This window comes from Streptomyces sp. NPDC058008 (genome assembly GCF_042886395.1).
GTDB lineage: Bacteria > Actinomycetota > Actinomycetes > Streptomycetales > Streptomycetaceae > Streptomyces.
The window spans coordinates 22,736-48,492 of the sequence record NZ_JBHVQX010000048.1; the positions used below are offsets into that span (position 1 = coordinate 22,736).

Annotated in this window: 24 protein-coding genes and 6 pseudogenes; 13 read left to right on the forward strand and 17 right to left on the reverse strand. The window is 68.4% G+C overall.

Annotated features, from left to right (window positions below; translation table 11 throughout):
- Positions 1–182: 182 nt before the first annotated feature.
- From ACFVS9_RS32465 to ACFVS9_RS32475, 3 genes are all read left to right on the forward strand, one after another.
- Complete coding sequence (locus ACFVS9_RS32465; RefSeq protein ID WP_389938307.1) at positions 183–1,343, forward strand: Rieske 2Fe-2S domain-containing protein; 1,161 nt, start codon at positions 183–185, stop codon at positions 1,341–1,343.
- Positions 1,343–1,642 (forward strand): ferredoxin, encoded by a 300-nt coding sequence (locus ACFVS9_RS32470; protein ID WP_389938310.1) that lies wholly within the window; start codon positions 1,343–1,345, stop codon positions 1,640–1,642. The genes ACFVS9_RS32465 and ACFVS9_RS32470 overlap by 1 nt, the downstream gene beginning before the upstream one ends.
- A gap of 295 nt (positions 1,643–1,937) precedes the next feature.
- Positions 1,938–2,489, forward strand: a complete 552-nt coding sequence (locus tag ACFVS9_RS32475) for a DUF4241 domain-containing protein (RefSeq protein WP_383117941.1) — start codon at positions 1,938–1,940, stop codon at positions 2,487–2,489.
- A 110-nt stretch (positions 2,490–2,599) separates the two neighbouring features.
- Here ACFVS9_RS32475 and ACFVS9_RS32480 read toward each other — a convergent pair whose 3' ends face one another.
- The 8 genes and pseudogenes from ACFVS9_RS32480 to ACFVS9_RS32515 all read right to left on the reverse strand — a co-directional run.
- Positions 2,600–3,688: an aldo/keto reductase gene (locus ACFVS9_RS32480; RefSeq protein ID WP_383117940.1), complete on the reverse strand. Its 1,089-nt coding sequence runs from the start codon at positions 3,686–3,688 to the stop codon at positions 2,600–2,602.
- A 77-nt stretch (positions 3,689–3,765) separates the two neighbouring features.
- Positions 3,766–5,025: an MFS transporter gene (locus ACFVS9_RS32485; RefSeq protein WP_389938313.1), complete on the reverse strand. Its 1,260-nt coding sequence runs from the start codon at positions 5,023–5,025 to the stop codon at positions 3,766–3,768.
- 247 nt (positions 5,026–5,272) lie between these two features.
- Complete coding sequence (locus ACFVS9_RS32490) at positions 5,273–5,572, reverse strand: aldo/keto reductase (RefSeq protein ID WP_389938316.1); 300 nt, start codon at positions 5,570–5,572, stop codon at positions 5,273–5,275.
- A 288-nt stretch (positions 5,573–5,860) separates the two neighbouring features.
- Positions 5,861–6,672 (reverse strand): annotated as a pseudogene (locus ACFVS9_RS32495) (IS5 family transposase).
- Between the two features lie 41 nt (positions 6,673–6,713).
- On the reverse strand, positions 6,714–6,908 hold the full coding sequence (locus ACFVS9_RS32500) for a hypothetical protein (RefSeq protein ID WP_389938319.1): 195 nt from the start codon (positions 6,906–6,908) through the stop codon (positions 6,714–6,716).
- Between the two features lie 618 nt (positions 6,909–7,526).
- Positions 7,527–8,495, reverse strand: a complete 969-nt coding sequence (locus ACFVS9_RS32505) for a helix-turn-helix transcriptional regulator (RefSeq protein WP_389938354.1) — start codon at positions 8,493–8,495, stop codon at positions 7,527–7,529.
- A gap of 141 nt (positions 8,496–8,636) precedes the next feature.
- Positions 8,637–9,170 (reverse strand): annotated as a pseudogene (locus ACFVS9_RS32510) (transcriptional regulator); the annotation flags it as partial.
- Positions 9,150–9,747: pseudogene (locus ACFVS9_RS32515) on the reverse strand (class I SAM-dependent methyltransferase); the annotation flags it as partial. The pseudogenes ACFVS9_RS32510 and ACFVS9_RS32515, both read right to left, overlap by 21 nt.
- A 334-nt stretch (positions 9,748–10,081) precedes the next feature.
- On the opposite strand from ACFVS9_RS32515, the gene ACFVS9_RS32520 reads away from it, so the two are divergent.
- Together ACFVS9_RS32520 and ACFVS9_RS32525 are read left to right on the forward strand one after the other, a co-directional pair.
- A complete protein-coding gene (locus ACFVS9_RS32520) occupies positions 10,082–10,252 on the forward strand; it encodes a hypothetical protein (protein ID WP_389938322.1) in 171 nt (56 codons plus the stop codon).
- 153 nt (positions 10,253–10,405) lie between these two features.
- Positions 10,406–10,774, forward strand: coding sequence for a VOC family protein (locus tag ACFVS9_RS32525; RefSeq protein WP_383117935.1), 369 nt, complete (start codon positions 10,406–10,408; stop codon positions 10,772–10,774).
- A 69-nt stretch (positions 10,775–10,843) separates the two neighbouring features.
- Here ACFVS9_RS32525 and ACFVS9_RS32530 read toward each other — a convergent pair whose 3' ends face one another.
- Positions 10,844–11,488, reverse strand: coding sequence for a DNA-binding response regulator (locus ACFVS9_RS32530; RefSeq protein WP_389938325.1), 645 nt, complete (start codon positions 11,486–11,488; stop codon positions 10,844–10,846).
- A 118-nt stretch (positions 11,489–11,606) separates the two neighbouring features.
- Between ACFVS9_RS32530 and ACFVS9_RS32535 the strand changes: the two genes are divergently transcribed.
- Complete coding sequence (locus ACFVS9_RS32535) at positions 11,607–12,446, forward strand: oxidoreductase (RefSeq protein ID WP_389938327.1); 840 nt, start codon at positions 11,607–11,609, stop codon at positions 12,444–12,446.
- A 274-nt stretch (positions 12,447–12,720) separates the two neighbouring features.
- Here ACFVS9_RS32535 and ACFVS9_RS32540 read toward each other — a convergent pair whose 3' ends face one another.
- On the reverse strand, positions 12,721–13,176 hold the full coding sequence (locus ACFVS9_RS32540; RefSeq protein WP_389938330.1) for a hypothetical protein: 456 nt from the start codon (positions 13,174–13,176) through the stop codon (positions 12,721–12,723).
- A gap of 303 nt (positions 13,177–13,479) precedes the next feature.
- Complete coding sequence (locus ACFVS9_RS32545; RefSeq protein WP_383117931.1) at positions 13,480–14,586, reverse strand: epoxide hydrolase family protein; 1,107 nt, start codon at positions 14,584–14,586, stop codon at positions 13,480–13,482.
- Between the two features lie 142 nt (positions 14,587–14,728).
- Between ACFVS9_RS32545 and ACFVS9_RS32550 the strand changes: the two genes are divergently transcribed.
- Both ACFVS9_RS32550 and ACFVS9_RS32555 read left to right on the forward strand, forming a co-directional pair.
- A complete protein-coding gene (locus ACFVS9_RS32550; RefSeq protein ID WP_383117930.1) occupies positions 14,729–15,211 on the forward strand; it encodes a MarR family winged helix-turn-helix transcriptional regulator in 483 nt (160 codons plus the stop codon).
- A 773-nt stretch (positions 15,212–15,984) separates the two neighbouring features.
- Positions 15,985–17,118: an alpha/beta hydrolase gene (locus ACFVS9_RS32555; protein ID WP_389938334.1), complete on the forward strand. Its 1,134-nt coding sequence runs from the start codon at positions 15,985–15,987 to the stop codon at positions 17,116–17,118.
- A 260-nt stretch (positions 17,119–17,378) separates the two neighbouring features.
- Here ACFVS9_RS32555 and ACFVS9_RS32560 read toward each other — a convergent pair whose 3' ends face one another.
- Complete coding sequence (locus tag ACFVS9_RS32560) at positions 17,379–18,176, reverse strand: YrhB domain-containing protein (RefSeq protein ID WP_389938337.1); 798 nt, start codon at positions 18,174–18,176, stop codon at positions 17,379–17,381.
- A gap of 17 nt (positions 18,177–18,193) precedes the next feature.
- Between ACFVS9_RS32560 and ACFVS9_RS32565 the strand changes: the two genes are divergently transcribed.
- Entirely contained in the window at positions 18,194–18,907 is a 714-nt protein-coding gene (locus tag ACFVS9_RS32565; protein ID WP_389938340.1) for a hypothetical protein, read from the forward strand.
- 36 nt (positions 18,908–18,943) lie between these two features.
- Here ACFVS9_RS32565 and ACFVS9_RS32570 read toward each other — a convergent pair whose 3' ends face one another.
- Positions 18,944–19,192, reverse strand: coding sequence for a hypothetical protein (locus ACFVS9_RS32570; protein ID WP_389938341.1), 249 nt, complete (start codon positions 19,190–19,192; stop codon positions 18,944–18,946).
- Positions 19,193–19,246: 54 nt separating this feature from the next.
- Positions 19,247–19,369 carry a hypothetical protein gene (locus ACFVS9_RS32575; protein WP_389938357.1) on the reverse strand — a complete coding sequence of 41 codons (123 nt, stop codon included), beginning with the start codon at positions 19,367–19,369 and terminating at the stop codon, positions 19,247–19,249.
- Between ACFVS9_RS32575 and ACFVS9_RS32580 the strand changes: the two are divergent.
- Positions 19,352–19,695 (forward strand): annotated as a pseudogene (locus ACFVS9_RS32580) (hypothetical protein); the annotation flags it as partial. The gene ACFVS9_RS32575 and the pseudogene ACFVS9_RS32580 sit on opposite strands and share 18 nt — an antisense overlap.
- A gap of 725 nt (positions 19,696–20,420) precedes the next feature.
- Here ACFVS9_RS32580 and ACFVS9_RS32585 read toward each other — a convergent pair.
- Positions 20,421–20,777 (reverse strand): annotated as a pseudogene (locus ACFVS9_RS32585) (carboxymuconolactone decarboxylase family protein); the annotation flags it as partial.
- Between the two features lie 198 nt (positions 20,778–20,975).
- Here ACFVS9_RS32585 and ACFVS9_RS32590 point away from each other — a divergent pair.
- A complete protein-coding gene (locus ACFVS9_RS32590; RefSeq protein WP_389938344.1) occupies positions 20,976–21,314 on the forward strand; it encodes a hypothetical protein in 339 nt (112 codons plus the stop codon).
- A 358-nt stretch (positions 21,315–21,672) separates the two neighbouring features.
- Here the strand turns inward: ACFVS9_RS32590 and ACFVS9_RS32595 are convergent, their stop codons facing one another.
- Positions 21,673–22,308, reverse strand: a complete 636-nt coding sequence (locus ACFVS9_RS32595; protein ID WP_383117923.1) for a TetR/AcrR family transcriptional regulator — start codon at positions 22,306–22,308, stop codon at positions 21,673–21,675.
- Between the two features lie 147 nt (positions 22,309–22,455).
- Between ACFVS9_RS32595 and ACFVS9_RS32600 the strand changes: the two genes are divergently transcribed.
- Positions 22,456–23,214, forward strand: a complete 759-nt coding sequence (locus ACFVS9_RS32600; RefSeq protein WP_389938348.1) for an SDR family NAD(P)-dependent oxidoreductase — start codon at positions 22,456–22,458, stop codon at positions 23,212–23,214.
- Positions 23,215–24,168: 954 nt separating this feature from the next.
- Here the strand turns inward: ACFVS9_RS32600 and ACFVS9_RS32605 are convergent.
- Positions 24,169–24,868, reverse strand: a pseudogene (locus ACFVS9_RS32605) (transposase family protein).
- Positions 24,869–24,914: 46 nt separating this feature from the next.
- Between ACFVS9_RS32605 and ACFVS9_RS32610 the strand changes: the two are divergent.
- Positions 24,915–25,232 (forward strand): DUF6221 family protein, encoded by a 318-nt coding sequence (locus ACFVS9_RS32610; RefSeq protein WP_389938351.1) that lies wholly within the window; start codon positions 24,915–24,917, stop codon positions 25,230–25,232.
- Positions 25,233–25,757: the final 525 nt, after the last annotated feature.

Genomic DNA, 25,757 nt, shown 5'->3' on the forward strand with positions numbered 1-25,757 from the left:
CCGCCGCAGCCCCGCAACGGCCGGCCAACGGACCGGGCAGGAGCCGCACCACCACAGGGCGTACGGGACGCCCCTCCCGGAACCCGCACCACCCCCGGCAGGAGCCGCACCACGACAGGCGCGGGCCGCCCACCCGCCCCGTACCGTGCCGAGCACAGCCTCGGTGGAAGGGAAGGCCACAGATGACCACCTCGCCCGAAGTCCGCACGATCGAGGCGGACGCCGTCCCGAACCGCTTCGCCCGCGGCTGGCACTGCCTGGGGCTCGCCGACGGCTTCGACGACGGCACACCGCACACGGTGCGCGCCTTCGGACAGAAGCTGGTCGTCTGGGCCTCCAGGAACGGCAAGCTCAACGTCCTCGACGCCTACTGCCGCCACATGGGCGGCGACCTCTCCCGCGGCACCGTGGAGGGCGACGACGTCGCCTGCCCCTTCCACTCCTGGCGCTGGAGCGGCGAGGGCCGCTGCACCCGCATTCCCTACGCCCGCCGCGTCCCGATGCGCGCACGCACCGCCGCCTACCCGACCCTCCAGCAGGACGGTCTGCTGTTCGTCTGGAACGACCCGGAGGGCAACCCGCCCCCCGAGGACGTGACCGTTCCCAGGATCGAGGGCGCGACCAGCGACGAGTGGACCGACTGGTCCTGGTACTCCGTCACGATCGAGGGCTCCAACTGCCGCGAGATCGTCGACAACGTCGTGGACATGGCGCACTTCTTCTACGTGCACTACTCGTTCCCCACGTACTTCAAGAACGTCTTCGAAGGGCACACCGCCACCCAGCTCATGAAGGGCGTCGGCCGGGAGGACGTGCGCAGGCCCCAGGCGGAAGGCAGCGGCGCCCCCAAGATGCTGGGCCAGACCTCCCTGGCGACCTATCACGGCCCGTCGTTCATGATCGACGACCTCACCTACCACTACGCCGACGGCGACACGAACTCGGTACTGATCAACTGTCACTATCCGGTTGACGAGAACTCGTTCGTCCTCCAGTACGGCATCATCGTGCGCAAGGCCGACCACATGGGTGACAGCGCCGACGAAGTGGCTGACAAACTCGGCGAGTTCATAAAGATCGGATTCGAGCAGGACGTCGAGATCTGGAGGAACAAGGCTCGCATCGACAACCCCCTGCTCTGCGAGGAGGACGGCCCCGTCTACCAACTGCGCCGTTGGTACGAGCAGTTCTACGTCGACGCCGGCGAGGTGCGCGACGAGATGACCGACCGCTTCGAGTTCGAGATCGACACCACCCGCCCGAACGAGGCGTGGCGGGCCGAGATCGAAGCCAACCTCGCCCAGCAGAATGCCACCGCGACACCGGCGAGCGGTTCGGTCTGATGGCGCCCCGGCCGGACAACAGGCTTCTCGACGCCCCCATGGTCCCCGTTTCCTGCGAGGCCTGCGGGGCGCAGGTGGAAGCCCGTAAGAGCAGCTGGGAGCAGACCAGCATCCAGTGGCACGCCGAGGGCCTGCGGACCTGCGCGGAACGCCGTGACGCGAGCCGCGCTGAACGGCCTGCACCGTTCACCGGCTGCCGCAGCCTGACGACGGCGATCGGCCAGGCCGCCCTCCGCGGTCGGATCCGGGTCCAGAGCGAGGAAGCGGACACAACGGACCGCCCGGCCGACGGCCTCTGACCCCCCGTACGGACACAGAAACACCTCGCGCCCGCCGCCGGAGCCCGGCGGGGGCGCGACACCTACCGCCCTCCGGCACACGTCCACCCACGCCCCACCACGACGCCCCTCCGGCCGCCCGCCTCATGACCGCCGCGGAGCCGCGCCGGTCTGGGACTCCGCGCGTGCCGAGCGGCCTGTCGGCCATATCCGGACCGGACGGCCCCTCCGACGACCGGCCCGCCATCACGGTCCCCGTCCCGCCCGGGGAGTACGTACTCGAAGAAGCTCGGGTCCATGTCGGCTACGACTGCGAGTGGAGCCAGAACTCACCCGCACGGACACCACAGCGGTCCGACTACGCGTCAGTGAAACCCCTGCCGCCTCGTGCGAGATGGGTCCCGGACCGGACGACGGCCCCCGCCTACTCGGGAAGAACGAGATCTTCGGCTTCGATACCGACGGCGCGACCGGCTGCTTCGCAGATGCCGGCGCCCGGGAGCCGCTCCACCAACTCTTCGAGCGACACCTTGTCCAGGGGGAGCCGGATGCCGGGGAGGACATCCCCGACTCCATGCACCTCCTGCGTGCTCAGGACGAGGCCTCGGGCGGCGAACCGGCAGCCTTCGCGACGACCAGCGACAGTACCTACCCCGTGTGGATGGGACGCTCCGCCGACGGGGACCTGGCCGAGGTGGTGGTGCTGGTGGACGGGACGCCGACGGTGCTCCAGGACGGCAGTGTCGACGGTGCGGTGACGACGCCGGCTCGGGACCGGGCCGGCCGGTCGGAACATCGGGACGAAAGCAGAGGGGCGACAACGGCTCTATCAGCGAACAAAGTTCTTTCGAGGCGGTCCACGACGTGACTCTCCCTTCCCCACGAACAACCCTGCGAGCGTCCAAGTCGGCAGTCACACCATGCGAGGCTTCTGTCAGGGTCTCTTGGTGGTTGACGACCAATGCCCCTACGGCGTGTTCAGTGACGGCCGAGCGGGTGGTCGGAGCCTTGTCCGACGAGGTCGCCGAGCGCCTGGTCTCCGCCCTGGAGGCGGCGGTCGCGCTGGCTGACGCCGAAGGCGCCGTAGGGGTAGTCGCCGGGTGTGGGGGTGCTGACCTTGTCGAGTGCGGCAGTGGCTTCCTCGTCCAGGGCGAGGTCGGCTGCGGCGATGCTGTCGTTCAGCTGCTCGAGGGTGCGGGCGCCGAAAATGGGTGCGGTGACGCCGGGACGGTCCGCGATCCAGCTCAGCGCGACCTGGGCGGGGGTGGCGCCGGTCTCGCCTGCGACGCGGACGACTTCGTCGATGGTGGCCCAGTTGCGGTCGACGGCGGCGTACTCGCCGGACACGTACTGGTACAGCTGGTCGTCGGAGCCGGCGCGGGTGTCTCGGGCGGGGGTGGTGCCGCGCCGATACTTGCCGGTGAGGAAACCGCCGGCCAACGGGGACCAGGGCAGCAGACCGATGTTGTTGTGCAGGGCGGCGGGGACCATCTCGAATTCGCTCTCGCGGGAGAGCAGGCTGTACTGCTGCTGGAGAGTGAGCGGGACGTGGACGCCCATCGCCTTGGCGGTGGAGACGGTCAACTGGAGCTGCCAGCCGGTGAAGTTCGACAGGCCCGCGTAGTGGACCTTTCCGGCGCGGATCGCGTCGTCGAGGAAGGACAGCGTCTCCTCGACAGGGGTGCGGGCGTCCCAGCCGTGCATCTGGTAGAGGTCGATCGTCTCCACGCCGAGGCGCTGCAAGGAGGCGTCCAGGGCGCGGGTGAGGTGGCGGCGGGACAGGCCGAGGTCGTTGACGTCGGGCCCCGTGGTGTAGCGGCCCTTGGAGGTGAGCACCACCCGGTCGGTGACCTCGGCGGGGCGGGCGGCCAGCCAGCTGCCGATGATCTGCTCGGAGAGGCTGCCGGAGTAGACGTTCGAGGTGTCGAGCAGGTTGCCGCCGGCCTCGGTGAAGGCGTCGAGCAGCGCGAAGGCCTCTTCTTCGGTGTTCTGGCTGCCGAAGTACATCGTGCCGAGCGCCAGCTTGGACACGGCGAGGCCTGAATGACCGAGAGTGCGGTATTGCATGGATGTGTATCCCTTTCGGTTGTTGTGTGGAGCATAGGCAGGGCGCGTGGCTGGTGCCACGGAAGCCTGCGGGTGGTTCAGCGAGCCGCGGGGTGGGTCTCGCTCTCGTGCGGGGTGCCCGCTTCGGGCCCGGATTCGGTGGCCACGGGTGTGCGGGGTGCCGTGGTGCGGGTGGCTCGGATTGCGCCGAGGGCGGCCAGTGGCGCGAGGGCGAGGATGACCATCACGGTGCCGACGAGGGCCGGTCCGGTCAGGCCCAGGGAGGAGTCCAGGGCACTGCCGGCGATCCAGGAGCCGGCGGCGATGCCGATGTTGAAGGAGGAGACGGCCAGCGCGGCGGCGAGGGTGGGCGCGGTGCCGGCGAAGCGCACCGCGAGGGAGGTGACGACCGGGGGAACGGCCATGCCGGTCATGCCCAGCAGCACCACCAGGACGATGGTCGGTAGGGTGTAGTGGGACAGCGGAATCAGCAGCAGCAGGATCAGCGCGGCGCCGATCGCGGCGCCGGTGACGGTGGTCAGCGGCTTGCGGTCACCGAGCCGTCCGCCGAGGTTGGTGCCGGTCAGGGCGCCGATGCCGTAGCCGATCAGGACCAGCGGCACCGTTCCGGCCGAGATACCGGTCCGGTCGGTGAGCAGGGGAGCGATGTAGCTGAAGGCGGCCATGGCGCCGCCCGTGATCAGGGCGGTGGCGCCCATCGACAGCCACAGCCTTCCCTGGCGCAGCGCGGTGAACTCGGATCGGACGGAGACGGTGGCGCGCTGTTCGTCGGCGGGGACGAACCGGCTGATCAGCAGGGCCGCGGCAGCGGCCAGGACGGCCAGGCCCCAGAACGTGCCGCGCCAGCCGACAGCCTGTCCGGCCCAGGTGCCGATCGGCACGCCGATCACGGTGGCCAGGGCGGAGCCGCTGACCATCACGCCCAGGGCGCGGGCACTGGCGGCCGGACCCGCGGCGGTGGTGGCCACGACCGAGGCGACAGCCCAGAACGCGCCGGTGGCCAGCGCGCTGAGCACACGGGCGGCGAGGACCACGGTGAAGGAGGAGCTGAGCGCGGCGATCACGTGACCGGCGGCGAACACGGTCAGGGTCAGCACCAGAGTGGAGCGGCGGGGCAGGCGCAGCGTGGCCAGGCCCATCGCCGGGGCGCCGACGATCATGCCGATCGCGAACGCGGTGATCAGCAGCCCCGCCCGGGCGACACCGACCCCGAGGTCGGTGGCGAGCTCGGGCAGGATGCCCGCGATGATGAACTCCGTGGTGCCCATCAGGAACGCACCGATGCCCAGCAGACAGACGACGAACGGCAGCGGGCCGGACTTCTCTTTCGAAGACATGAGGGAAGAAAAACCTTGCGTCGGGGACGGCCGCAGAAGTGCGGCACTCACCATGCAACCGCGCTCCGCGGCCAGGGGGGAGTCCGCGCTGTGAGGGGTACGCGCAGGGACCCCCACCCGCATACGCGCAGCTCACAGCGCTGCCCGGCGTACGAGTACGCCGGGCAGCGGGACGGATGTCAGGACGAACCCCTTGGTAGGACGCGCGGTTGCTCAGCTGTTGTCCACGAAGTACGTCGAGCCGGTCTCACCGTGGTGAGCCGGATCCGCGCCGCCGCGCACGGGGGTCCAGCGCCTCGGTCAGGAGGGCAACCTCGGACTCGGTGAGTTCGACGTCCGACACGCCGAAGTGCTCCCGGACGCGGTGCTCCTTGACCGACTTCGGGATCGCGGAGCGTCCTGCCTGGAGATGCCGACGGAGGATGATCTGCGCGGCGGCCTTCCCGTACCTTTCTGCCAGGGCGGCGATGGTCGGACTCTCGAGGGGTTCTTCACTGCGTTCGGATCGGCTGGCTCGTAGACGTTGACGCCGCCGAGCGGTGACCATGCCTGGGTGATGACGCCGAGGTCCCTGTCCGTTGCCCGCGGGTCGCACTGTGTGAAGTGTGGCCTGAGCGCGACCTCGTTGACCGCCTGGTCCGCATCCGTGGCGGCGAGCAGCGTGTCGAGCTCCTGCTCACCGTGATTGCAGACGCCGAATGCGTGGGGCCCGGCCCGCGCTGCGGATGCGTTCCGCGGCCCGGTAGGCGGCAATCGTGTCGTTGTACCGCGCGGGCACCGGCTGGTGCGGGAGATGCAGGTCGACGTAGTCGAGACCCAGGTCGTTTCGTTTGGATCATCGGGCTGGCCAGAGGAAGATGCCTGCGATATGGAGTCCGGCCAGGTAGATGGTCGCGGTCTTCTCGTAGCGGGTGGCGATGCCTCGCCACTGGTTCAAGCGGTGGATGCAGCGTTCGACGGTGTTGCGCTGCGTGTATGCCTCACGGTCGAAGGCGGGCGGCCTGCCGTCCCGGCTGCGGCGCCGCAGCCGGTGGCCGCGCTGATCGGCCGGAACTGGGATGACCGCCCGGATACCGCGCTTGCGCAGGTGCTCGCGGCTCGCGCGGGAGGGGTACGCCTTATCGGCCAGGACCACATCCGGCCTGGTTCGGGGCCGTCCTCGCCGTCGAGGAGCGCGAAGGCGGGCCATGACGTGAGTGAAGGCAGGTGCGTCACCGGCCTGTCCGGCGGTGAGCGCGAAGGCCAGCGGCCGGCACAGGGCATCGGAGGCCAGGTGAATGTTTGTGGTCAGTCCGCCGCGGGACCGGCCGATGGCGTGATCTGCCGGTTCGCCTGCTGGTGCGCGCGCACGATGGTGGAGTCCACCGAGACAACCCGGTTGAGGTCGTCGTCGGCATCGGCCTGTGCGACCAGCGCGGTGAACACCCGCTCCCATGTGCCGTCGAAGGCCCGTATCCGCAGCCGGTTGTAGACGCCTCGCCAGTTGCCGTACTTCTCCGGGAGGTGGATCCACTGCGATCCCGTCTGGAACTTCCAGGCGATCGCGTCGATCACTTCTCGGTGGTCCCGCCACCGGTCACCCCGCCAGGGTGTCCGATCTGGGAGCAACGGCTTGATTCGCTCCCACTGCGCGTCAGTCAACGGCACACACGAAACGACTGGCGGTGCTGGCCTGAACGGCGCCCCTGTCAGGCGGTCGGCCCGGTGCGGAGCCGCCGCACGTCCCGTACGAGCGTGTACGAAGCGCTGAGGAAGATCACGGCTCCAGCCACGAGCCAGAGGATCGAGGCCCCGTGGCGGTACTCACGAACGCCCGCAACGACCAGCATCACGCTGGCAAGGACGCCGAAGGCCGAGATCAGAGCGCTGATGCGGTGAGTCACACGGACATCATCAACGACGACCCCGGCTAGCGGAAGTGATCCAAACGAACCGGCCTAGGCGGCGAGGCTCGCGTCAAACGTGCGGTGCCTGGTCGAAGCCGTAGTCGGTGGTCCACAGCTTGGTGGTGACGAACGGGTCCGCGCGCGGCTGATCTGAGGGGCTGCGATGCCCTCGCGACCTGGCGCCCGTTGCTGGCGGCGGCAGTGCCGATCAGGCGGTAGCCGGTGCGCGGCGCCGTCCCGACGGCCGCCGCGGTCTCGTCGGCATCGCTGCGGAACACGCCGAGGCCGAGCGCCGGCACGGATGCAACCGTTGTCGAGTCCGAGACAGGGGGTGCTGGTCGTCACGGCGAATCCGGTCTCTCTCCGCACAGAGGTTGATGACGATCGGGCTGTCAGTTCCTTGCCGGGCCGGCTCGTTCTCCGATGCCGTCGACGCGTACCTGCGCGGCGCGGCCGACGGTCTGCGGAGGGAGCTGACCGGCGTGGCTGCGTGGGAGTGGTCCTCGGCCCGGCAGGCCGTGTGCGGGAGCGGGAGCACATCTCTGACCAGGTTCAGCGGCTCCGGCTCGTGGTTGCCGACGGACGGCGAAGGGAGCCGTTCGCCCGGGCGGGTTCTCAGCGGTCGGTGTCGGCTTCGGCCGCCGCCGGGCTCTCTGCGGTGGCGGCCCAGGATTCCAGCAGCTTGAGGCTGTCCTCGGCGGCGCTGCCGGGCACCGCGCTGTAGACGGCGACGCCGATCCGGTCGTCGGCGGCCAGGAACATCGTCTCGTGGTCGAGGTCGAGCTGGCCAACGGCCGGATGGCGGAAGCGTTTCGCCCCGTCCCGGAAGACCCGCACGTCGTGGGAGCCCCACATCACCCGGAAGGCATCACTGCGGGTCGACAGCTCACCGATGAGATGGGACAGCTCCCGGTCGTAGGGATCCTTGGCCGCCGCCACCCGCAGCGCGCCGACAGCGGTCTGGGCGATCTGGTCCCAGTCGACGTAGAACTGCCGGGCCGCCGGGCTGAGAAAGCAGAACCGGGCCGTGTTCCTGTCACAGGTCGTGTCCTGGTACACCGGTGCGTACAGGGCCCGCCCGAGCGGGTTGGCGAGGAGGATGTCGAAGCGGTGGTTCGTGACGAACGCCGGCAGGGTCGGCATCGCCAGCAGCATGCGCTCCACCCCCGCCCGCACCGCCGTGCGCGGCGGGGCGCCCCGCCGCGCACGGGCAGCACCCGTGCGCGCGGCGCGAGCCAAGTCGTACAGGTGGCCGCGCTCGGTGTCGTCCAGTCGCAGGGCCCGGGCGAGCGCGTCCAGCACAGCGTCGGATACCCCGCCGAGGCTGCCGCGCTCCAGACGGGTGTAGTACTCGACGCTCACCCCGGCGAGCATCGCGACCTCGCTGCGGCGCAGCCCCGCAACCCTACGGTTGCCGTACACGGGCAGACCGGTCTGCTCCGGCGTGACCTTGTCGCGGCGGGATTTCAGAAAAGCGCGGATTTCTGCCCGGTTGTCCATGTCTCCCAGCCTAGGTGTGGCGCGGCTTTCGCGAGAGTCCCCGCCAGTACCCCTCATCGCAGGGGTCCACCCAGGCTGTCTCATGCCGGAAGACGCCGCCGGGGGCTTGACGTCGCGGTATGCGCTGTGTTCGTTGCGGGGCGGGGCGGGGCGGGGCGGGGCGGGGTCGGGTGTGTTCGGCTCGGCGTCGTCGAGGGTGGCTGCCCAGCTGGCCAGGAGGCGGAGACCGTCGTAGGACGGGGTGCCGGGTTCGGCGCTCATGGCGGTGGGTGTGAGGCTGGAACCGGGGGACGGCAGGCCCTCGAAGGCGAGGAGCAGGTCGCCGACGGCGGGGTGATGGAAGCGTTCGAGACCGGCCTGGTGCGGTCGAACGTCATGGGCGGCCCTCAGGGTACGGAAGGCCTTGCTGTGGGTGGAGAGTTCACCGACCAGGTCGCCGAGATCGCGGTTGCAGGGGCCCCGGCCGATCTCGGTGCGCAACAGGGCTGCGGCTGCGGCTCTCTGCTGGTCCAGTTCAGTCATGTACTGGGCCGTGCCAGGGTTGAGGAACTGGTGGCGGGCCATGTTCACCGGCCGGGCGGTGTCCTGGAACAGCGGTCAGTGCAGGGCCTTGCCGAGCCGGTTGGTGGCCAGCGTGTCGAGGCGGCCGTTGCGGATGAACGCAGGCGCTTCGGACATCGCGTCCAGCAGCTGCTGCAAGGCCGGCCGGATCAGCGGCCCGGTACGCCGACGTGCGGTACGCCGGGCGCCGCGGAGCAACCGTGCCTGCTGCGTCTCGTCGAAGCTGAAGTGGTGCGATACGACGTGCTGGTGGAGTACGTCGTGGGTGTCCAGGCCGATGCAGCTGGGTTCCGACTTCGGACGGTGGCCGTCCGCCCTGGCGGCAGCCTGCGCAGCTCGGGTACCCAGGGTTCGATCACGAACCGGCCGCCGGGGGAGGTGGCGGGCCGCGTTGCGGAAGCACCGCACCTGTTCATCCTGCGTGAGCAGGTTGGAGATCGTGTTGTACACGAGGTAGACGAGGCCGTACTCCCCGGGCGTGGTCGTGGTCGCCATGTCGCCGATGATTACGGGGATCGCTCCCGCACCGGTCTTGGTACGCAGATGCCCGCCCATCGGAAGCGACAACTCGATGCCGGTGACGGGTACGCGTCGCTCCGCGAGCGGGACGGCTACGGCGGCCGGTCCCGAAGGCGAACACAAGCGCTCGCCCGCCGCCGGCGAGCTGGGCGAGACGGTCCACGGCCGGTTCCAGTACCCCGGGCGCGCGCACTTTGGAACCGGGCGCGTCACAGCGTCGGGCGGTATCGGCGTCCCAGATCTTCGCCGGCAGCATTCCGCCAACGATCGCTGCGGGACGTAGGTTGCCCACCGAGTATGCGGACCCGCCCCACGCCATCCGGCTCATCGCCCCCAGCGGATGCGGCACCGTCCGGCTCTCCCGTTGGAACGCGCGGCAGAAATCGCCCATCTCCACCGCGACCGCGGCGTGCCGGAGCAGCAGCGCTGCGATCGGCGCCGGGCCCTCCTCCGCCGGACTCCTCTCCGCCGGACCCCCCCGGCGCAGGCCTCCAGGAAGGCCCTGCGGTCCTCCGGAGGGAGGTAGTACAGCGCGACGGCCGGCCAGTTCACCAGGTGGGTCACGGCGTACGACCACCCAGTTCGTCGCCATGGTGTGCACGGCCGGCTCCCGCTCCGCACCGCTCGCCACGGCGATGGCCGGCTCCGTCCTGGCCGTGGCCTGGTTCCGGGCGGCCCCGGAGGCGCCGGCGGGTGAGGACGCGGATGCCACGCTGCGCGCCATCCCCTGGGAGGCTCTGGCCGAGGACTACGAGCTGTAGCGGCCTGCCCTGATCGCGGCGCCGACACGGCAGGCTGACCGGGACGCCGTCCGGCCACCGCCACGCACGTCCCCGGAAATCCCGGGCTCGCCGATGAGTTCTCCGTTCGTGAACGGTCCGATCAGTGACGCGACCGTTCTCGACAGGAGTGCCATGTCCACCATCCAGCCCGTGATCCTGACTGCCGACCAGGATGTCCTGCGCCGGTTCTATACGGACCTGTTCGGCGCCGAGGAGATCTTCCGGGTGCCGGCGGAAGGCCCGGTCTTCTACCTCGGCCTGCGCATCGGTGACACCGACCTCGGTCTGGTGACCAAGCCGGACCCGGGGGAGGGGGCGGCGCCGCGGATCCTGCTCAGCATCGGTGTCGACGACGTCGACGAGACCCTCGGCCGGCTGGAGGCGCTGGGCGGCGCGGTCAGCAGCGGACCCAAGGACATGCCGTGGGGGCAGAGGGTCGCCCACATCCAGGACCCCGACGGCAACGCGCTGAACATCACGCAGGCGATCCCGGCGGGGTGACGCCACCTACGACACCTGCGACACATGTGCGGAGGGTTATCCCACGACCCCCGACATGACGCCGCGCCCTCATCGCCCCGGCAGCCCCAGTTCCCCCGCCCGCAGCCCCGCCTGGAAGCGCGACGCGGCCTGCAGCGTCACCATGAGGTCCGCCACGCGGCGGCGGTACGTCCGCAGGGACACGCCCAACCGGCGGGCGGCCGACGCGTCGGTGAGGCCCGTGCTCAGGGACTCCAGGATGGCGCGGGACTCCGGGTTCAGATGCGGGGTGTCCGTCGCCAGGTACGTCGTGTAGTCCACCGACCGGTCCCACATCGCGTCGAACAGCGAGTGGACGCCGTCGATCATGTTCTTCGACGTCGTCACGGAGTACTCGCGGCCCGCGGACGCCTCGCGGCCGGCCAGGATCATGACGCGGCGGTCGATGATGATCGTCTCGTGCGGGAGCTCCGCGTCGGTGATGCGCACCTGGGCACCCGCGCCCAGCACCAGCCGCAGGTGATCCCTGGTCGCCTCGTCGGTGAGGGCCGCCGGGGTGAGCAGCTTCCGGGGCGTGAAGTCCGGGCCCGGGTCCGTCCACGTCGCCGGCCGGGGCCACGTCGTCAGGGTGCGGGCGGCGCACAGGAACTCGGTGCGGGCCGATTCGAGGAGGTGTCCGGCCCGCGCCAGCAGCTCCGCGTCGCCGTGGACCGAGAAAATCTGTTCGTTCCGCATACCGCCAGTCTCGCAGCATCCCGCATACCGCCGGTCTCGCAGCATCCCGCATCCCGCAAGTCTGGCAGCAAGCTGCCACGCGCTGGGCCGCCCCGGCCCCCGCGGAGAGCATGAAGCCATGACCACCACCTTCGCCCTCGGCGGCGACTTCCCCGTCAACCGGCTCGGCTTCGGTGCCATGCGGTTGCCGATGAGTACGTTCGACGGCCCCGCCCGCACCCCCGAGAACGGCATCGCGGTCCTCCGGCGGGCCGTCGAGCTGGGCGTGAATCACATCGACACCGCTGCCTTCTACGCCCGGGGTGACGTCCGTGCCAACGAACTGATCCGCGAGGCGCTCGCCCCCTACCCAGAGGACCTGGTCATCGCGACCAAGGTCGGCCCGCTCTTCGGCCCCGACGGTATGCCCAGCGGCCAGGCCACCCCCGACCAGCTGCGCGGCCTCGTCGAGGCGGACCTACACGCCCTCGGTGTCGACCGGCTCGACGTCGTCAACCTCCGCGTCGGGGGCATGAGCGGCCTCGGCGGCGAGTCCGTCGCCGAGCGGTTCGCCGTGCTCGCCGGGCTCCAGCAGGAGGGCCTCATCCGGCACCTGGGCGTCAGCAACATCGACGCCGCGCAGCTCGCGGAGGCGCGGTCCGTCGCGCCCGTCGCCTGCGTGCAGAATCCGTACACCGACGACCTGGCACTCCTCGCGGAGTGTGAGGCGGCGGGCATCGCGTACGTGCCGTTCTTCCTGCTCGGCGGCGGGCGCGAGCCGCTGGACACCCGGCGCCTGGAGAAGGTCGCGACCCGGCTGGACGCGACCGTCGCGCAGGTGCAGCTCGCCCTGCTCCTCGCCTCGTCGCCGGTCATGCTCGCCATCCCCGGCACCGGGAACCTCGCGCACCTGGAGGAGAACATGTCGGCCCGAGACCTCACACTCACGGACGACGACCTGGCCGAGCTACGCGGCTGACGAGGCCCGCTCGACCCGCGACGGGAGCGCCATCAGCTTTCCGGCTCGTCGACCAGGCGCGCGCCGTGCGGAAGCCGACCGCCGCCGCGTGGTGGGTCTGTACGGCGAGGGTGAGCAGGACCCGGCCCTCGCGTTCCAGCGCCCCAGCGTGAAGATCGGCGCCAGGTGGTCGTAGCCCACGCCGGGAGCCGCAGTCCGGTCCGGCGGGTCATCGCCGCGACCGCTCCGGCCCCCGTGCCGACCAGCAGCCCGCATGCGCGTCCGGGTACCGCGGCTATGCCCGCCGTTCCGCCTCCCACGAGGCATCCACGGGGACGTTCCAGCCCCGCAGCATGGCCAGGATCTCCGCACGTGTCCTGGGACCGGCGAACCGGAAGGCGCGATCGAGCACTTCCCTGCTCTCCATGAGGGGTTCCACGAAGGTGAAGTACGCCGTCTCCACGAGTTCGCCCCCCGGACTCTCCTCCAGGCCCTCGATGAAATCGAAGCAGCGCGCAAGGAACTCCTCGTCCTCCACGTCCATCTCGGCGGACTCCATCCCGGGCTGGAACAGCGGATGGGCGAGGACTTCGGAAAGCAGCGTCCCGGGATGGGTGTTGACCTGGTCCCAGTGGGTCACCTGGAATGCCCGCCTGCCGTACCGCCGTGCCGCCGTCTCAAGGTACGGCTCCACTTCCGGCAGCAGCCGGACGAGTTGCCCGACCAGATCCCGGGAGGAGATTCCCCACATGCGTCCGTACTCCTTCGGCTCGCGCAAAATACCGTCCCGCACACGATTGCCGAACTCCTCGACCAGCAAGGACACCGCAAGAACCGAGGCCCCGAGCCGGTCGCCCCACCGGCCTCGACAGCGAACGCCATAAAAACACAACACCGTCGAGCGCACCATCAACCGCCTCAAGGGCCCCCGGGCCGTCGCCACCCGCGACGGGAAACGTGCAGCTATCCCTCTCGGTACCGTCGCGCTCGCAGCCCTCGCCATCTGGTTCAGAACGTGGTCCGGGAAACGGTGCCGGCGCCTGGACGACAACTCCTAGCGGGTGGCGACCCGGTAGTCGTACTTGACGTGGGTGAGGAAGAAGTCCCGGATGTCCTCAGAGAGTAGTTCCGGGACTTCCATCGCGGCGAAGTGGCCGCCGCGCTCGAACTCCGACCAGTGCCTGATGTCGTACAGCTGCTCCGCCAGCGGTCGCACCGACTGCGTGATGTCGTGCGCGAACACTGCCACGCCCACGGGTACCGGGCACGGCCCGATCTGCCGCGGAGTCTCGCGGTGCAGCCGCGCCGAGGAAGCCGCGGTGGCGGTCAGCCAGTACAGCGAGATGTCGGTGAGCATCCGCTCGTCACTGATCTGTGAGCGAGGGTCCGTCCACTGTGCGAAGCGCTCGGCGATCCACGCCAGTTGGCCGACCGGCGAGTCGGTCAGCGCGTAGCCGATGGTCTGTGGGGTGGTGGCCTGCAGAGCCTGGTACGGCGGACGATTCGCCATCAGATGCCGGACCTTGTCCAGCCGCGCTTCGTCCGTTTCGGACAGTTCGATGTCGGCGTCCGGGACCGGCCGGGTCGGGAGGTAGTTGACGTGCACCCCGACGACCTGCTCGGGTGCCACCGCGCCGAGCGCTGTTGAGATGCCCGAGCCGAAGTCGCCACCCTGCGCGCCGTAACGCTCGTACCCGAGACGGCGCATGAGCTCGGCCCAGGCCCGCGCGACCCGGACCATATCCCAGCCGCGTTCGTGGGTCGGCCCGGAGAAGCCGTAACCCGGGATGGACGGAATCACCAGGTGGAAGTCGCGTGACAGCGGTTCGATCACGTCGAGGAACTCCAGGAACGAACCGGGCCAGCCGTGGGTGAGGATCAGCGCGAGCGCGTTCGGTTTCGAAGACTGGACGTGCACGAAGTGGATGTTCTGGCTGTCGATCTCGGTGGTGAAGTGCGCAAGTTCGTTGAGCTTGGCCTCGTGCTCGCGCCAGTCGTAGCCGGTGCGCCAGTATTCGGCCAGTTCCTTGAGCCGCGCCAGCGGGAAGCCGTAGTCGCACCCGGCGTCGGCGATCTCGTTGGGCCAACGGGTGCGGGAGAGCCGGTCGGTCAGGTCGTCGAGGTCGGCCTGGGGGATGTCGATGCGGAACGGCTTGATCATGGACTCAACTCCAGTGGCTTCATTCGGGGCCTGAGCGTTCGAACGGCCAACGTCTGGCGTACCAAATCGTTAGTCACGCTAACGCTCCTCTCGGCAGCGAAGATAGTTTGTTAGTGGGACTAACGCAACGTACGATTGCGGCATGAGCAACAGGACGCCCGACATGGCGAGCGCGACCGACCGCCCGGCCACTGCCGCGCGCCTGCGGAATCTGAGGACCCGGCTTCTGTCACTGGCCGCGATCCAGTCGGATCGCCTGGTGAACGAGGAGTTGGGGCGCGCGGGCGCCCGCAAGTGGCATTACGCGGCGCTCGCCACACTGGACGAGTTCGGACCCGCCAGCCAGGCGGACTTGAGTCGCCGCACGGGGATCTATCGCAGCGACATGGTCGCGGTCATCAACGAGCTGGCCGATCGAGGACTGGTGGAACGCTCGCCCAACCCTGCCGATCGCCGACAGAACATCATCGCGGTCACCAAGCAGGGGCACCGACAACTACTGGAGCTGGATAAACTGCTTACCGAGGTGGAAGACGATGTGCTTGCCCCACTGACCCCGCCGGAACGCGAGCAGTTGACCCGACTCCTCGCCGCCCTTGTGGATCATCATGGCCGGACCATGTGAACAAGCCGCGCTCCTTCACCCGGATCGAAGCAGTGCGCTTACTCATCGACGCACGTCCATCCGTACGCGGCTGTGCACATCGACCCGTACGCCGACAGATGCCGCCGACGCCGCTGACCTTCTCCATCTGGATCCCTTCGCGTCGCGCTTGAACCGGCGCCACGCGGCCCGCCTCAAGGCTCTGCGCTCGGGCGCGGTGGACCGCTCGTCAGCGCGGCCGCGGCCTGATTGAGGGTGACGTTCTCGTCCAGCAAGGCGGAGATCACGTTCGTGAGGGGCATCTCGATCTCATGGACGTGGGCCAGGGTGAAAATCGCTTGGGCTGACTTGACGCCCTCGGTGGTCCCCGGGTGGCGGCCGTCGCCTCCTCGGCGGCTGCTTCGGCACGTTGGTGACCGTGGTGCAGCGCGAGAGCGCGGCCGAACCGAGGGTCTGGCGTCCTTGGGGGCCCGGCCCCAAAAGGTTGTTGCAGAAGGGCGGGTACGGGAGCTGGCTGCCGCACCGAGGCCGGACGAGAAAGGCGATCGGAGGGGTCCTGCGCGTGATCGACACCGGCGACATCGACGTCTTCCTCGGCCTGGCCGTCGGCAAGGGCGAACACCACAGCGTCCGGCTTCGCGGATCTGATCCCCACTGTGGCGCTTTCTCCCGCCGCCTGGGGCTGGCTACCCCAAGTGCGTGCACGGAAAAGGCACTTCACCCTGCGCGCGTCGACGTCCGCGTGGTACCACGGAAAGTGTTTGTCTGGTCGGGACTCGAACGGGGGTGTTCTGGTGGCTGTGGGCTATCTGGTGACCGTGGTGTTGGCCCTGCTGATCGTGGTGTTCTGCCTGGTCCGTATACGCGGGCCCAAACCGCTCTTCTACTTCAGCTACCGGCTCGGCCTGGTCTTCAACGAGATCCCGCACGTCGCTCTCTACGCGCTGGTGGCATCGACGGCGCTCGCCTTCTCCCAGGGCGACATCGCCACGAGCCCCGACCGGGTGAACGTCGGAGTGGCAGTGGTCGCGGCTGCAGGGCTGGTGGTGGTCACCCTGCGCGGGATACGGGCAGCGTCCGTGGTGCGGGTCGCGCTGGACGACACGCTCGGCGCCGGTACAGCGACACGCCGCCGGCCACCGCTGGCACGCATCCTGCTCAGGCCCGTATTACGCCGCCGCCGTAACGTCAAGCGAGTGGGAAACCTCAGCTACGGGGACGGAGGCCGCCGCAATCTCCTCGACGTCTACCACCACCGCTCGCGCCCCGAGGGCGGCCCCGTAATGATCCACTTCCACGGCGGCCACTACGACCAGGGCCGGAAGAACACCCAGTCTCTGCCCCTGCTCTACCGGCTCGCCAGCCAGGGCTGGGTCTGCATCAGCGCCAACTACCGTCTGCGGCCCGACTTCCCTCACCCCGCCCATCTCATTGACGCGAAAAAGGTCATCGCCTGGGCCCGCGAACACACGACGGAATACGGTGCGGCGCCCGCGGCAGCAGTGTTCGTCGCAGGGAGCTCCGCAGGCGGGCACATGGCCGCGCAGGCCGCACTCACCCCCAACGAACCCGCCTACCAGCCCGGGTTCGAGGAGGCGGACACCTCCGTGACCGCGGCCATCGCACTCAACGGCTTCCTCGCGGAGTACTTCGACGGCGACCCGGCGACCTCACCGGTGAACCTCGTCCGGGCGGACGCACCACCGTTCCTCATCGCGCACGGCGACCTGGACGAGCTGGTGGACACCGCGAACCCCAAGGCCCTTGTCACCGCTCTGCGCTCCGTCTCGACCTCGCCGGTCGTGTACGTCGAACTGCCAGGCGCACACCACGCCTTCGACCTCTTCCACTCGTTCCGCTTCGAGGCGCTCATCGACGGAATCGAAGACTTCGCCGCGTCGGTGACGGCCCGGAAGATGCCGCACTGACTGATCGTCACAGAATGAAGTCGCGATAGCCCCTGGCAGTCGCGTGACGTGCCCGCAGAACCTGTTCGGTGCCGGCTGCCGACCGCCCCACGTGTCGGCTGTGGCGTGACGCGAGCACCTTGTCGCGGGGGATTCTGTGCCACACCTACAGCCCGGGCAAGAACCAGCACAGTCCCGTGCCCGGCTGCCCTACCCGATGATGTGCTCCCGACTCCCCCGCGACGGCTACCCGCCCCTGGCCCTGGTCTTTGCGAAGAACGTCAGCCCCGACACCGCCATGAACCGCATGAAGAGCATCCACGCCCTGTCCACCCCCTGCTGGCAAGGACACTGGCAGGGCGGCAGCATGTACGACCGAACGTCCAGGGACGGCTACCGGGACTACGCCCGCACGATCCCCAACCTGACCCGCCTCCAGCAACACGGACCTCACGGCCCTGTCTGGTGGCGCTTCGGGCACCCAGCCGTCGACACCCTCGGGCACCCCGCTTTTGAAACCCTTGAGCGTGCCCTCGACAACCCCGACGACTTCCGCGCGCCCGCGAGGAACAACGCCGCCTTGAGCATCGTGCCCGGGAGGAGCGCGGTCGCCAGGAGGAGGGAGAGGTCGAGCGCCGGCGGAGGGCTGCGGCGTGGCCTTGTCCGACATGCGGCCGCGACGTCTGGCCAACGCGCTGTCGCAGCAGGTGCATGGCGATGATCCGTCCCCGGGCTACCGCGGTCTGGCGGATCTCGTCGTGCAAGTCGTCTACGGCGGTCCAGGTGACCATCTTCCGGATACGGCTGCGGTAGTCGACCTCCCAGGCGCCGGTGACGTAGGAGACCGGTCCGATCTGGTGCAGACCACCGTCGACGAGGTCGACCAGGTAGGGGCCGTTGCCACCCAGCATGTGGCTCAAGTCCCCGGTGCGTAGGTACTCCGCGCTCTGGTAGTAGACGATCCAGACGAGTTCGTGTTCCTCGGTCCCGGACACCACCAGCTGTCCTGAGTATCGGCGGTCCAGGTCTTCCTGGGCCGCCCGGACAGCGAACTCGCGATCGATCACATCCGGCAGCATCTCGCACGCTGCCGCACGTGGGCAGCGGTTTTCGCTCCGCTTGTCCGGCGGGCACCGCCCGCAGCCTGGTCATCCTTGAAAGCTGTCTGAGTTCAGATGGGTGGGACCAGTACTGCTCCAGCGTGATGAAGCCGGATGGGATGAAGTTGGGGATCGAAGCAGCGCGCCTTCTCGCCGTTGCGGACTGCTGCGAGATAGCGCCGGGGCTGAGCGAGATCGAGCTCCAGCGTATTGAGCAGGAGTACGGCATCGAGTTTGCCGCTGACCACCGGGCTTTCCTAGCGTCGGGTCTACCGGTCAGCCAGCCGCCCGAAGAGGGGGGCATGTGGGAGAACCCGTGGCCGGACTGGCGCAATGGTGACCCCAAAGGACTCCGAGAGCGACTTGAGTCGCCCGTGGAGGGCATCGCCCTGTCAGTCCGACGCGGCTACTGGCATCCGAGCTGGGGGCAACGGCCGGAGGATGCCGACGAGGCCCTTCAGCAAGCCTTGGGTCTACTTGCTCGGGTCCCCAAGCTCGTTCCCGTCTATGGGCATCGGTTTCTGCCTGTTGGCCATGGCTCCCATGGTCACCCGATTCTGTCAGTGTGGGGCACCGACATCATCTGCTACGGCACTGACCTGGTCGACTACGTCAACCACGAGTTCGACGATTTCGACGCCCACACCCCCGACGACTGGCACCCGCAGGCGACCGTCTCGTTCTGGCGGGACTTCCTGCCCAAGACTTGATCTCGCGGCGACAACCATCCCGAATGCGCGGTCGACTCACAACGGGCCTGCCGCGGTTGGTGGGGTTGCGGGTTCGGCCCTGCTTCGTCCGGCGTTCCGGCGGAAGTCGGGCATGCCCAGGTGGACGGTGGACGGCTTGGCTGCACGCTCGTGCATGGTCTCCAGCTTCTGCGCGATGGCGGCCATAGTGGTCTCGATGGCGGCGACCTCGCCAAGCCAGCCCTGGTCCCGGGCCTCCTGGAGGCGATCGACGAGGTTGGCGTGGACCTCCTGGAGACATGGCATCTGGGCCGGGTTCCCGAGCAGTAGGGGACATCTGACGCAGGTGTTTTCATGCTGTCACAGGGTCGCGTAGTCGCGGCCGCAGGTCCCCAGGGCGACCTTGCGCAGTTCGAAGCGGGCCAAGAATTCGTCCCACTCGGTGGCGCTGCGGCCCTCGCCGAGTTGTGGCAGGACCGACACTCGGAACTGAGGGAGAGCCTCGAAGAGGACAGCTCATTGAGCGCTGTGCTGGCACAGGCGTACTTCTTGTTCCTTGAAGGGGACTTGGACGACGCGGCGATGGCCCTTGGTTCGGTCACGGGGGTGCGTCCCGACGTGGCATGGGGCGCTGCACCCTGGTTCGGCGATGGACGCTTTCTCGGCACGGTGAGCGCTGCGGCGCTGGCCGAGGCAGTCTGGGGGCGTTGGACTACGGCCACGACCTGGACACCGACGAGATGCGGAGACGGTTCGCGCCCTGGTTTCACGCCCTGTTTGAGTTCTTCGATGTCGTCAGCAGCGCCGAGACCGGTGTCGCGCCATGTTTGCTCGCCCAGTACGAGTGAGAGACGTTTCTCCAGCTTCTGAACGCGCGTGGCCAGGCGAGTGCCTCGCTGCCGGCTGTTGGCCAGGTCCGCCCTGAGCGAGGAGTGGCTGATGCCGGGTCCGGTCTCGGGGCCGTCCGGTAGTTCGGCCTCGGCGGCGTGCAACTGGGTGAGCAGGTTCCTGTGCTGGCTGCGGCAGAAGAACGACCGGTCGACGCCGGCAGCGCGTGCGATCGCGGAGACGGTGATCTCCGCGCCGGTGGCGCGGGCGTCATGGAGGGCCTTCAGGACGCGCTGGCGTCGGCGTGTGGTGTCTGCGCGGCATCCTTCGGCGAGGTTTGCGGCGGGGTGGGCCCCGATCATGCGGTGCGCTCCGGGCGGATATCGGGAATGGGCTGGCGGATACGGGGCATGCCGAGCAGGACTTGGCGGCTGCGGCAGACCAGGGTGGAGGCTTCCTCTAAAAGGCGGCGCTCGGGGCCGATGACCTCGTCGAGGTCGTCCATGCGTCGTACGAGGCGCCGGATCACGGGAAATCTCCTGATCGGAGGGCATGGACACACGCGTGGCCCAGTCGTCGGCGGTCGCCAGGCCGCGATACGTTCGCGGTTGCGGATCAAGTCGGCCAGGTATCCCTCCAGGTGGGGCAGGCAGGAGACGTCGGTGCCGAAGTGGCCGCAGCCCGCACAGCGGAAGCGGATCGGGCAGTAGTGGCGGGTGGCCTGCTGCCACACCTCGTCATCGACGCCGCCGGCCGCGTCTGCGGTCCGAGTGCCCTGCTCCGCCAGCGCCAGCGCCGCACGTTCGGCCTCGGTGAAGACCACCGCCTCCGGCCAGGCCGCGATTAGGTTCAGCCGCACCGCTTCCTCGCCGGCCGCGGACGCTTCCTTGGTGTGCATGTCGATGCAGGCCGCGCAGCCGTTGATCTGACTCACCCGCAGTGCCGCCAGCTCCTGTACTGCCGCGGGCAGCGCGGTCTCCTTCAGGGCTCGCCCTGCCGCCATGACGTGCTGGAGGACGTTGCCGGCGTTCGTCCCGGCGAAGTAGTTCAGTCGTGTGTCCATCGTGTGCTCCTCGGGGTCGGTCTGCGGTCAACCCCTGGGACGAGGCGGTCCCCAGGCCTGTGACACGGCATGGGGTGATGCACGTCACCCGTTTTCCTGCCCTGGGAATGTCACAGGGCGGGCGGCCGCCTCGTCCCGTGCACGGAAGCCTTGACCAAGGTTCTTCCCTTCGTCCGCTCACCCAGGAAGGTCGCTGGCATGGAGACCCTTCGGTACGTGTTCCTCGTCTTTCACCTCTTCGGTTTCGCCGCGATCCTGGGCGGGCTGTTCTACCAACTGCGGGGCAAGGACCTGGTGACGGGTGGCTACATGGTCACCAGCGCGGGCGTCCAGTTGGTGACGGGTGCCGGGCTGATATGGACACGCATCTCGCTGGACCTGTCGGTGATCGACGCGAAGATGTGGGTGAAACTGGCCCTGGACGTCCTGGTGGCGGCGCTCGCGCTGGTGGGTATGCGCAACCGGAAGGCGTGGCCCTTCTACGGTGTGGGCACCTCCACGGCCGCCGCGGTCGTGGTGGCCGTCGCCTGGACATAGCGGCCCGCCCGCGCCGCCGCTCACCGGAGTCACGGTCCTGCCGCGCTTCACATCGTGTTCACGCGGGGCGCGGGCCGGTCGACACAGTCCGCCGCATCCGTGCCGACCGGCTGGTCACGAACGAACCACTCCACGACCTGAGCGAGCAGGCCACCGCCGCAGGGCGCATTCCGGCCGGGCTTGGCGTCGAACTCGACCGCAGCCGACTGACTGCTGCGTGACAGGCTCACGTAGGGCGCCGAGTCGGTGCCGCCCTCCAACCGGCCCGAGCCCTCGCAAGGGGTGCGTCACACGGTCGCGGCTGCGCGAATCCCTCCGGCGCTGGGGCGGGCAGTGGCGTACGAAGTCCAGCCTCGGATCATGCTGGTCGATCGGAGGCATAGCGGGCGAGCGTGGTCTCTACCGCCTGCTCGACGGCGTAGTGGATGTCAGAGGCTGCGGGGTTCCAGTCGGTCAGTAGCATGCGGGGCCACAGGACGTAGTTGGCGATCATCCCGAGGAACTGGTTGGCCGCGCTCTCGGCGTCCGGGACGTCGGCGTTACCGGCCTCGTGCTCCGACTGCAGATAGTGCTGGACCGAGGTGAAGTACGGCAGCTTGCCGAGCTGGAACTGCATCCGTCCCAGTTCCGGGAAGCGGGGCAGCTCGGCGATGACGATGCGGAACAGCGCTGTCATGCCGGGCCGGCCGATCAGGTCGGCGTAGCGGTGGCCGATGGAGGTCAGGCCGGAACGCAGGTCTCCGGCCTGAGGGCGCGCGACGGCGCCTGCGGCGTCACGCTGCCAGGACTCGGTGACGATGGCCTCGAAGAGGGCTGCCTTGGTGGGGAACTGCTTGAACAGGGTGGACTTCGAGACCGCCGCCCCTTCGGCAATGCGGGCGAGGGAAGTGCCGTCGTAACCGCGGTTCAGGAAGAGGTCCGTGGCCGCGGAGATGATCGCCTCACGCTTTTGCTGAGCGAGACGGCGGTGATGTGCGGAGAGCTCTGCTGCCATGAGTGCAGTATGCCCTAGCCCCGAGGCGAGTCACTTGACTCGCCTCTTTGGGTGTGCCTACGCTGCACCGGAAAGGCGAGTCAGGTGACTCGCATCTAATGGCGGTGCCGGGTGTCTCTCCGGTGCCGTGCGATGAGGGAGTAGCTGATGACAGCCGACAGGATCGCTGTGGTGACCGGTTCGAACCGCGGTCTGGGCCGGAGTGCGGCTCTTGCGCTGGCGGCGCGCGGGGTGCGGGTCGTGGTCACTCATCGCGGTGATGTGGCCGGAGCCGAGGAGACGGCGCAGCAAGTGCGCGCAACGGGTGGGGGTGCCGCTGTCATACGTCTCGACATCAGCGACATCTCCTCTTTCGGAGCCTTCACTTCCGAGCTGAGCGCACTGCTTGAACGCTGGGGGGCCTCGCGGCTCGATATCGTGGTCAACAACGCGGGGGTGGGTGTCTTCGGTCCGCTGGAAGCTGTCACGGCCGACGACTTCGACACGGTGTTCGGCACCAACGTGCGGGGCACGTTCTTCCTCACCCAGTCGCTTCTGCCGCTGCTGGCGCAGGGCGCCCGCGTCATCAACGTTTCGTCATCGTTGACTCGCCACACCAGTCCCGCGACCTCGGTCTACTCCGCCTCGAAGGCCGCCGTCGAGGCTATGAGCCGCACTCTGGCCGCAGAACTCGGCCCCCGAGGCATCCGGGTCAACTCCATTGCCCCAGGGCCGACCGCCACCGACTTCAACGGCGGTGCCATGCGGGATGAGGCCGACACGCGCCAGGGTCTGGCCGGGCAGACCGCGCTGGGGCGCGTCGGCGAACCCGGGGAGATCGGCGACGCCATCGCCACGCTGGCGTCCGAGGGCATGCGCTGGATAACCGCCGAGCGCATCGAGGTCTCCGGCGGCGCCCTCCTCTGACCAACCGCGCGAGCCTGTCCAACGTGACCGAACTCGCCGGGTTCCTGGACGACCCGATCGCCTACGCCCTGGCCCATGTCAGAGGGCCCAAGCCAGCTTGGTTTCCTCAGTACTGGACGAGGAGTGCGGTGGGTATGCCAAGGACGACCGGCATCTCTACTAGATCTGGGTCAGCGGCTGGCACAGTTTTGTCGCGCCGTCCGCGCGGAGCAAGTTCCTGGCCAAGTCGTCGGTCTACGTCAACCGCAAGTTCCTGGAGATCGCGACACCGGCCGTCGTCGGCTCCGTCGGCAGCGCCCAGAAAATGGATTTCATCGGGGGAGTTCCCCCTAGCTGGCCATCACTGGCTGCTGTCGATTGAGGGAGAGAGGTTTCAGAGCGCTCTGGCGCCCGCGACAAGGAACCGGGCTTGCGCGGGGAGCTGGCCCACTACCGCCCCGCCATGCCCTTGCCGTCCTTAGACAACGTCCTACACACGCTCTATAGGCCGGATAGTGCTGCTGAGATGGGTTGCCTGTCACGGCTGTGGCCCCGGTGTCGCCCGGATCGTCACGCCGGCGCCCGCGTACCACCAGTAGCCAACTCCTCCTGACACAGGTCACCACAGGCGCGTTGGGGAACTGCCCGGAATTAGTTTTGGACCAGATAGAAAGGAGAATGGGCCTGTACCTGCAGCAGGTACAGGCCCATTCTCCTTTGCTCCGCAGGGCACCAGGTAGTAGCGTGACATCTCAATCCCTACACAGCGACTCCCCATGATGTATCAAGTTACTCACAGGAGCATGGCACGGCACTAACATTGGAATTAGCACCCTGCTTTTCAGGGGCAGCCATGAGTGAGTCTTCAGATTGACCCACCGTCAGTTGCAATTAGCCTGATTGAAAGTTAAGACCTGTCCCGTAAATGATCTCTGACCGATGCGGACGCGGTCGGTGACCAACCCGACTGCTCGCCTATCCGGCGAGGTTGATGTTGTGCATCCGGGCGATTCCGAGCATGGCGTGGTGGACACCCTCACCTTTGAGGCGGCAGTCTCGGAGGATCTTCCAAGTCTTCATGCGGGCGAAGACGTGCTCGACGCGGGCGCGGACCTGCTTGTGAGACTTGTTGTGCACCTGTTTCCCGTCGGGCAGCTCTTCGCCTTTGCGGCGGCGGTGGGGCATCACGAGCCCGGTGCCCGGATAGCCGCATTGCGATTTCCGGGCACCGGTCGGCCAACCGCGACGATGAGCCGACTGTCGGCATCGATGACGACCTGGTGGTTCGTGGAGTACCGGTAGTTCTTGGACTGCTCGGCGATGGCGTGATCGTGGACGGCACCAGGGTGCCGTCCACGATGAGCACGGTGTCCTTCGCGAACCGTTTGCGGGGCTGGAGGGCGAGCATCGGGGCGAGGTGATCGATGATCCGGTCCGCGGCCGACTTGGACACCCTAAACAGCGGAGCGAGCTGCCGCATGGTCAGATTCGTGCGCCAGTAAGCCGCGACCAGCAGGGCCCGGTCCTCCAGCGGCAGGCTCCACGGCCGGCCCCTGCGGACCGCGTCCGCACCCTCACGCCGCAGAAGCGTCACCAACTTCCCGAACTGATGAGGGCTCAGCCCGGTGAACGGGGCTACCCGGGACGGCTCCGACGCCGCGATCACACCAGACACCACAAGATCATTCCATGACGCCCAGCACAGCACCGAGAATGTCCCTATGACTGAAGAACTAGCGAGGTTCATCGAGGCGCGGCTGGACGGGGAGGCCGACTTGGCTCGGCGCTGCGACGGTGACGGATGCGGGGAGTGGTCCGCTCACGGTCAAACGGTCGACTTCTGCCAGGTTGACCTCGCTGGCTTCCACCCCACGATTGCTCTGCACGTGGCTCTGCACGACCCGGCCCGCGTCATGCGCGAGATTGAGGCCAAGCGGCGCATCCTGGCCCGTCACGTCCGCGACCCCTGGCCGTGCCACGACCTGCGTGACCTTGCCTCGCTCTACACCGACCATCCTGACTTCCCGGCAAGGGCCTAAAGCGGCGAAGTACATGGGTAGAAGCCCCAGCAAAGCCGCGAGACCGGGCGTCACGTCGCCCCGGAAGATCATTACGGGACAGGACTTACGACCTCGTGCACGATAAGAATCGCTGCAGGTCAGGGGCGTATGGCATTTTTGGCGCCCGAACCCCTGAGCTGCAGCGGTATGGCGGTCAGCGCTTATCGTGCACGAGGTCGTTAGGAGGCGGCACAGGTAGCCCCACGCTCCAGTTCTCCCGAGGCCTTACCGAAACTTGTGAACTAGGCCTGGCCTGCCAGGCCAGAGCTGGAACCTCAGACACTACACAGAATGCAACACGATGCACCGTCACCCAGCCTGCAACTGGCTGCCCGGCGAAGCCGGGCAAGGCCGAAGCGCAGCGAAGGCCCTAAGTCCCCGCTTGCGGGGACTCCCATAATTCGCGCTTGCGCGAATTATGGGATCTTTAAATTTCCGCATGCGGAAATTTATTTCCCTCGCGAGCGAGGGAAATTGTAGTGCGCTTGCGCACTACGCAATTTA

What these genes read in the sequence shown, in the direction of transcription:
- ACFVS9_RS32570 (WP_389938341.1), bottom strand. Translation starts at nt 19,192, where the DNA reads ATGCCATGTCTCCAGGAGGTCCACGCCAACCTCGTCGATCGCCTCCAG.
- ACFVS9_RS32525 (WP_383117935.1), top strand. Translation starts at nt 10,406, where the DNA reads ATGTCCACCATCCAGCCCGTGATCCTGACTGCCGACCAGGATGTCCTG.
- ACFVS9_RS32470 (WP_389938310.1), top strand. Translation starts at nt 1,343, where the DNA reads ATGGCGCCCCGGCCGGACAACAGGCTTCTCGACGCCCCCATGGTCCCC.
- ACFVS9_RS32465 (WP_389938307.1), top strand. Translation starts at nt 183, where the DNA reads ATGACCACCTCGCCCGAAGTCCGCACGATCGAGGCGGACGCCGTCCCG.
- ACFVS9_RS32540 (WP_389938330.1), bottom strand. Translation starts at nt 13,176, where the DNA reads ATGTGGGGAATCTCCTCCCGGGATCTGGTCGGGCAACTCGTCCGGCTG.
- ACFVS9_RS32600 (WP_389938348.1), top strand. Translation starts at nt 22,456, where the DNA reads ATGACAGCCGACAGGATCGCTGTGGTGACCGGTTCGAACCGCGGTCTG.
- ACFVS9_RS32520 (WP_389938322.1), top strand. Translation starts at nt 10,082, where the DNA reads ATGGTGTGCACGGCCGGCTCCCGCTCCGCACCGCTCGCCACGGCGATG.
- ACFVS9_RS32595 (WP_383117923.1), bottom strand. Translation starts at nt 22,308, where the DNA reads ATGGCAGCAGAGCTCTCCGCACATCACCGCCGTCTCGCTCAGCAAAAG.
- ACFVS9_RS32505 (WP_389938354.1), bottom strand. Translation starts at nt 8,495, where the DNA reads ATGAGACAGCCTGGGTGGACCCCTGCGATGAGGGGTACTGGCGGGGAC.
- ACFVS9_RS32545 (WP_383117931.1), bottom strand. Translation starts at nt 14,586, where the DNA reads ATGATCAAGCCGTTCCGCATCGACATCCCCCAGGCCGACCTCGACGAC.
- ACFVS9_RS32550 (WP_383117930.1), top strand. Translation starts at nt 14,729, where the DNA reads ATGAGCAACAGGACGCCCGACATGGCGAGCGCGACCGACCGCCCGGCC.
- ACFVS9_RS32490 (WP_389938316.1), bottom strand. Translation starts at nt 5,572, where the DNA reads ATGGTCACCGCTCGGCGGCGTCAACGTCTACGAGCCAGCCGATCCGAA.
- ACFVS9_RS32485 (WP_389938313.1), bottom strand. Translation starts at nt 5,025, where the DNA reads ATGTCTTCGAAAGAGAAGTCCGGCCCGCTGCCGTTCGTCGTCTGTCTG.
- ACFVS9_RS32480 (WP_383117940.1), bottom strand. Translation starts at nt 3,688, where the DNA reads ATGCAATACCGCACTCTCGGTCATTCAGGCCTCGCCGTGTCCAAGCTG.
- ACFVS9_RS32610 (WP_389938351.1), top strand. Translation starts at nt 24,915, where the DNA reads ATGACTGAAGAACTAGCGAGGTTCATCGAGGCGCGGCTGGACGGGGAG.
- ACFVS9_RS32560 (WP_389938337.1), bottom strand. Translation starts at nt 18,176, where the DNA reads ATGCTGCCGGATGTGATCGATCGCGAGTTCGCTGTCCGGGCGGCCCAG.
- ACFVS9_RS32535 (WP_389938327.1), top strand. Translation starts at nt 11,607, where the DNA reads ATGACCACCACCTTCGCCCTCGGCGGCGACTTCCCCGTCAACCGGCTC.
- ACFVS9_RS32530 (WP_389938325.1), bottom strand. Translation starts at nt 11,488, where the DNA reads ATGCGGAACGAACAGATTTTCTCGGTCCACGGCGACGCGGAGCTGCTG.
- ACFVS9_RS32590 (WP_389938344.1), top strand. Translation starts at nt 20,976, where the DNA reads ATGGAGACCCTTCGGTACGTGTTCCTCGTCTTTCACCTCTTCGGTTTC.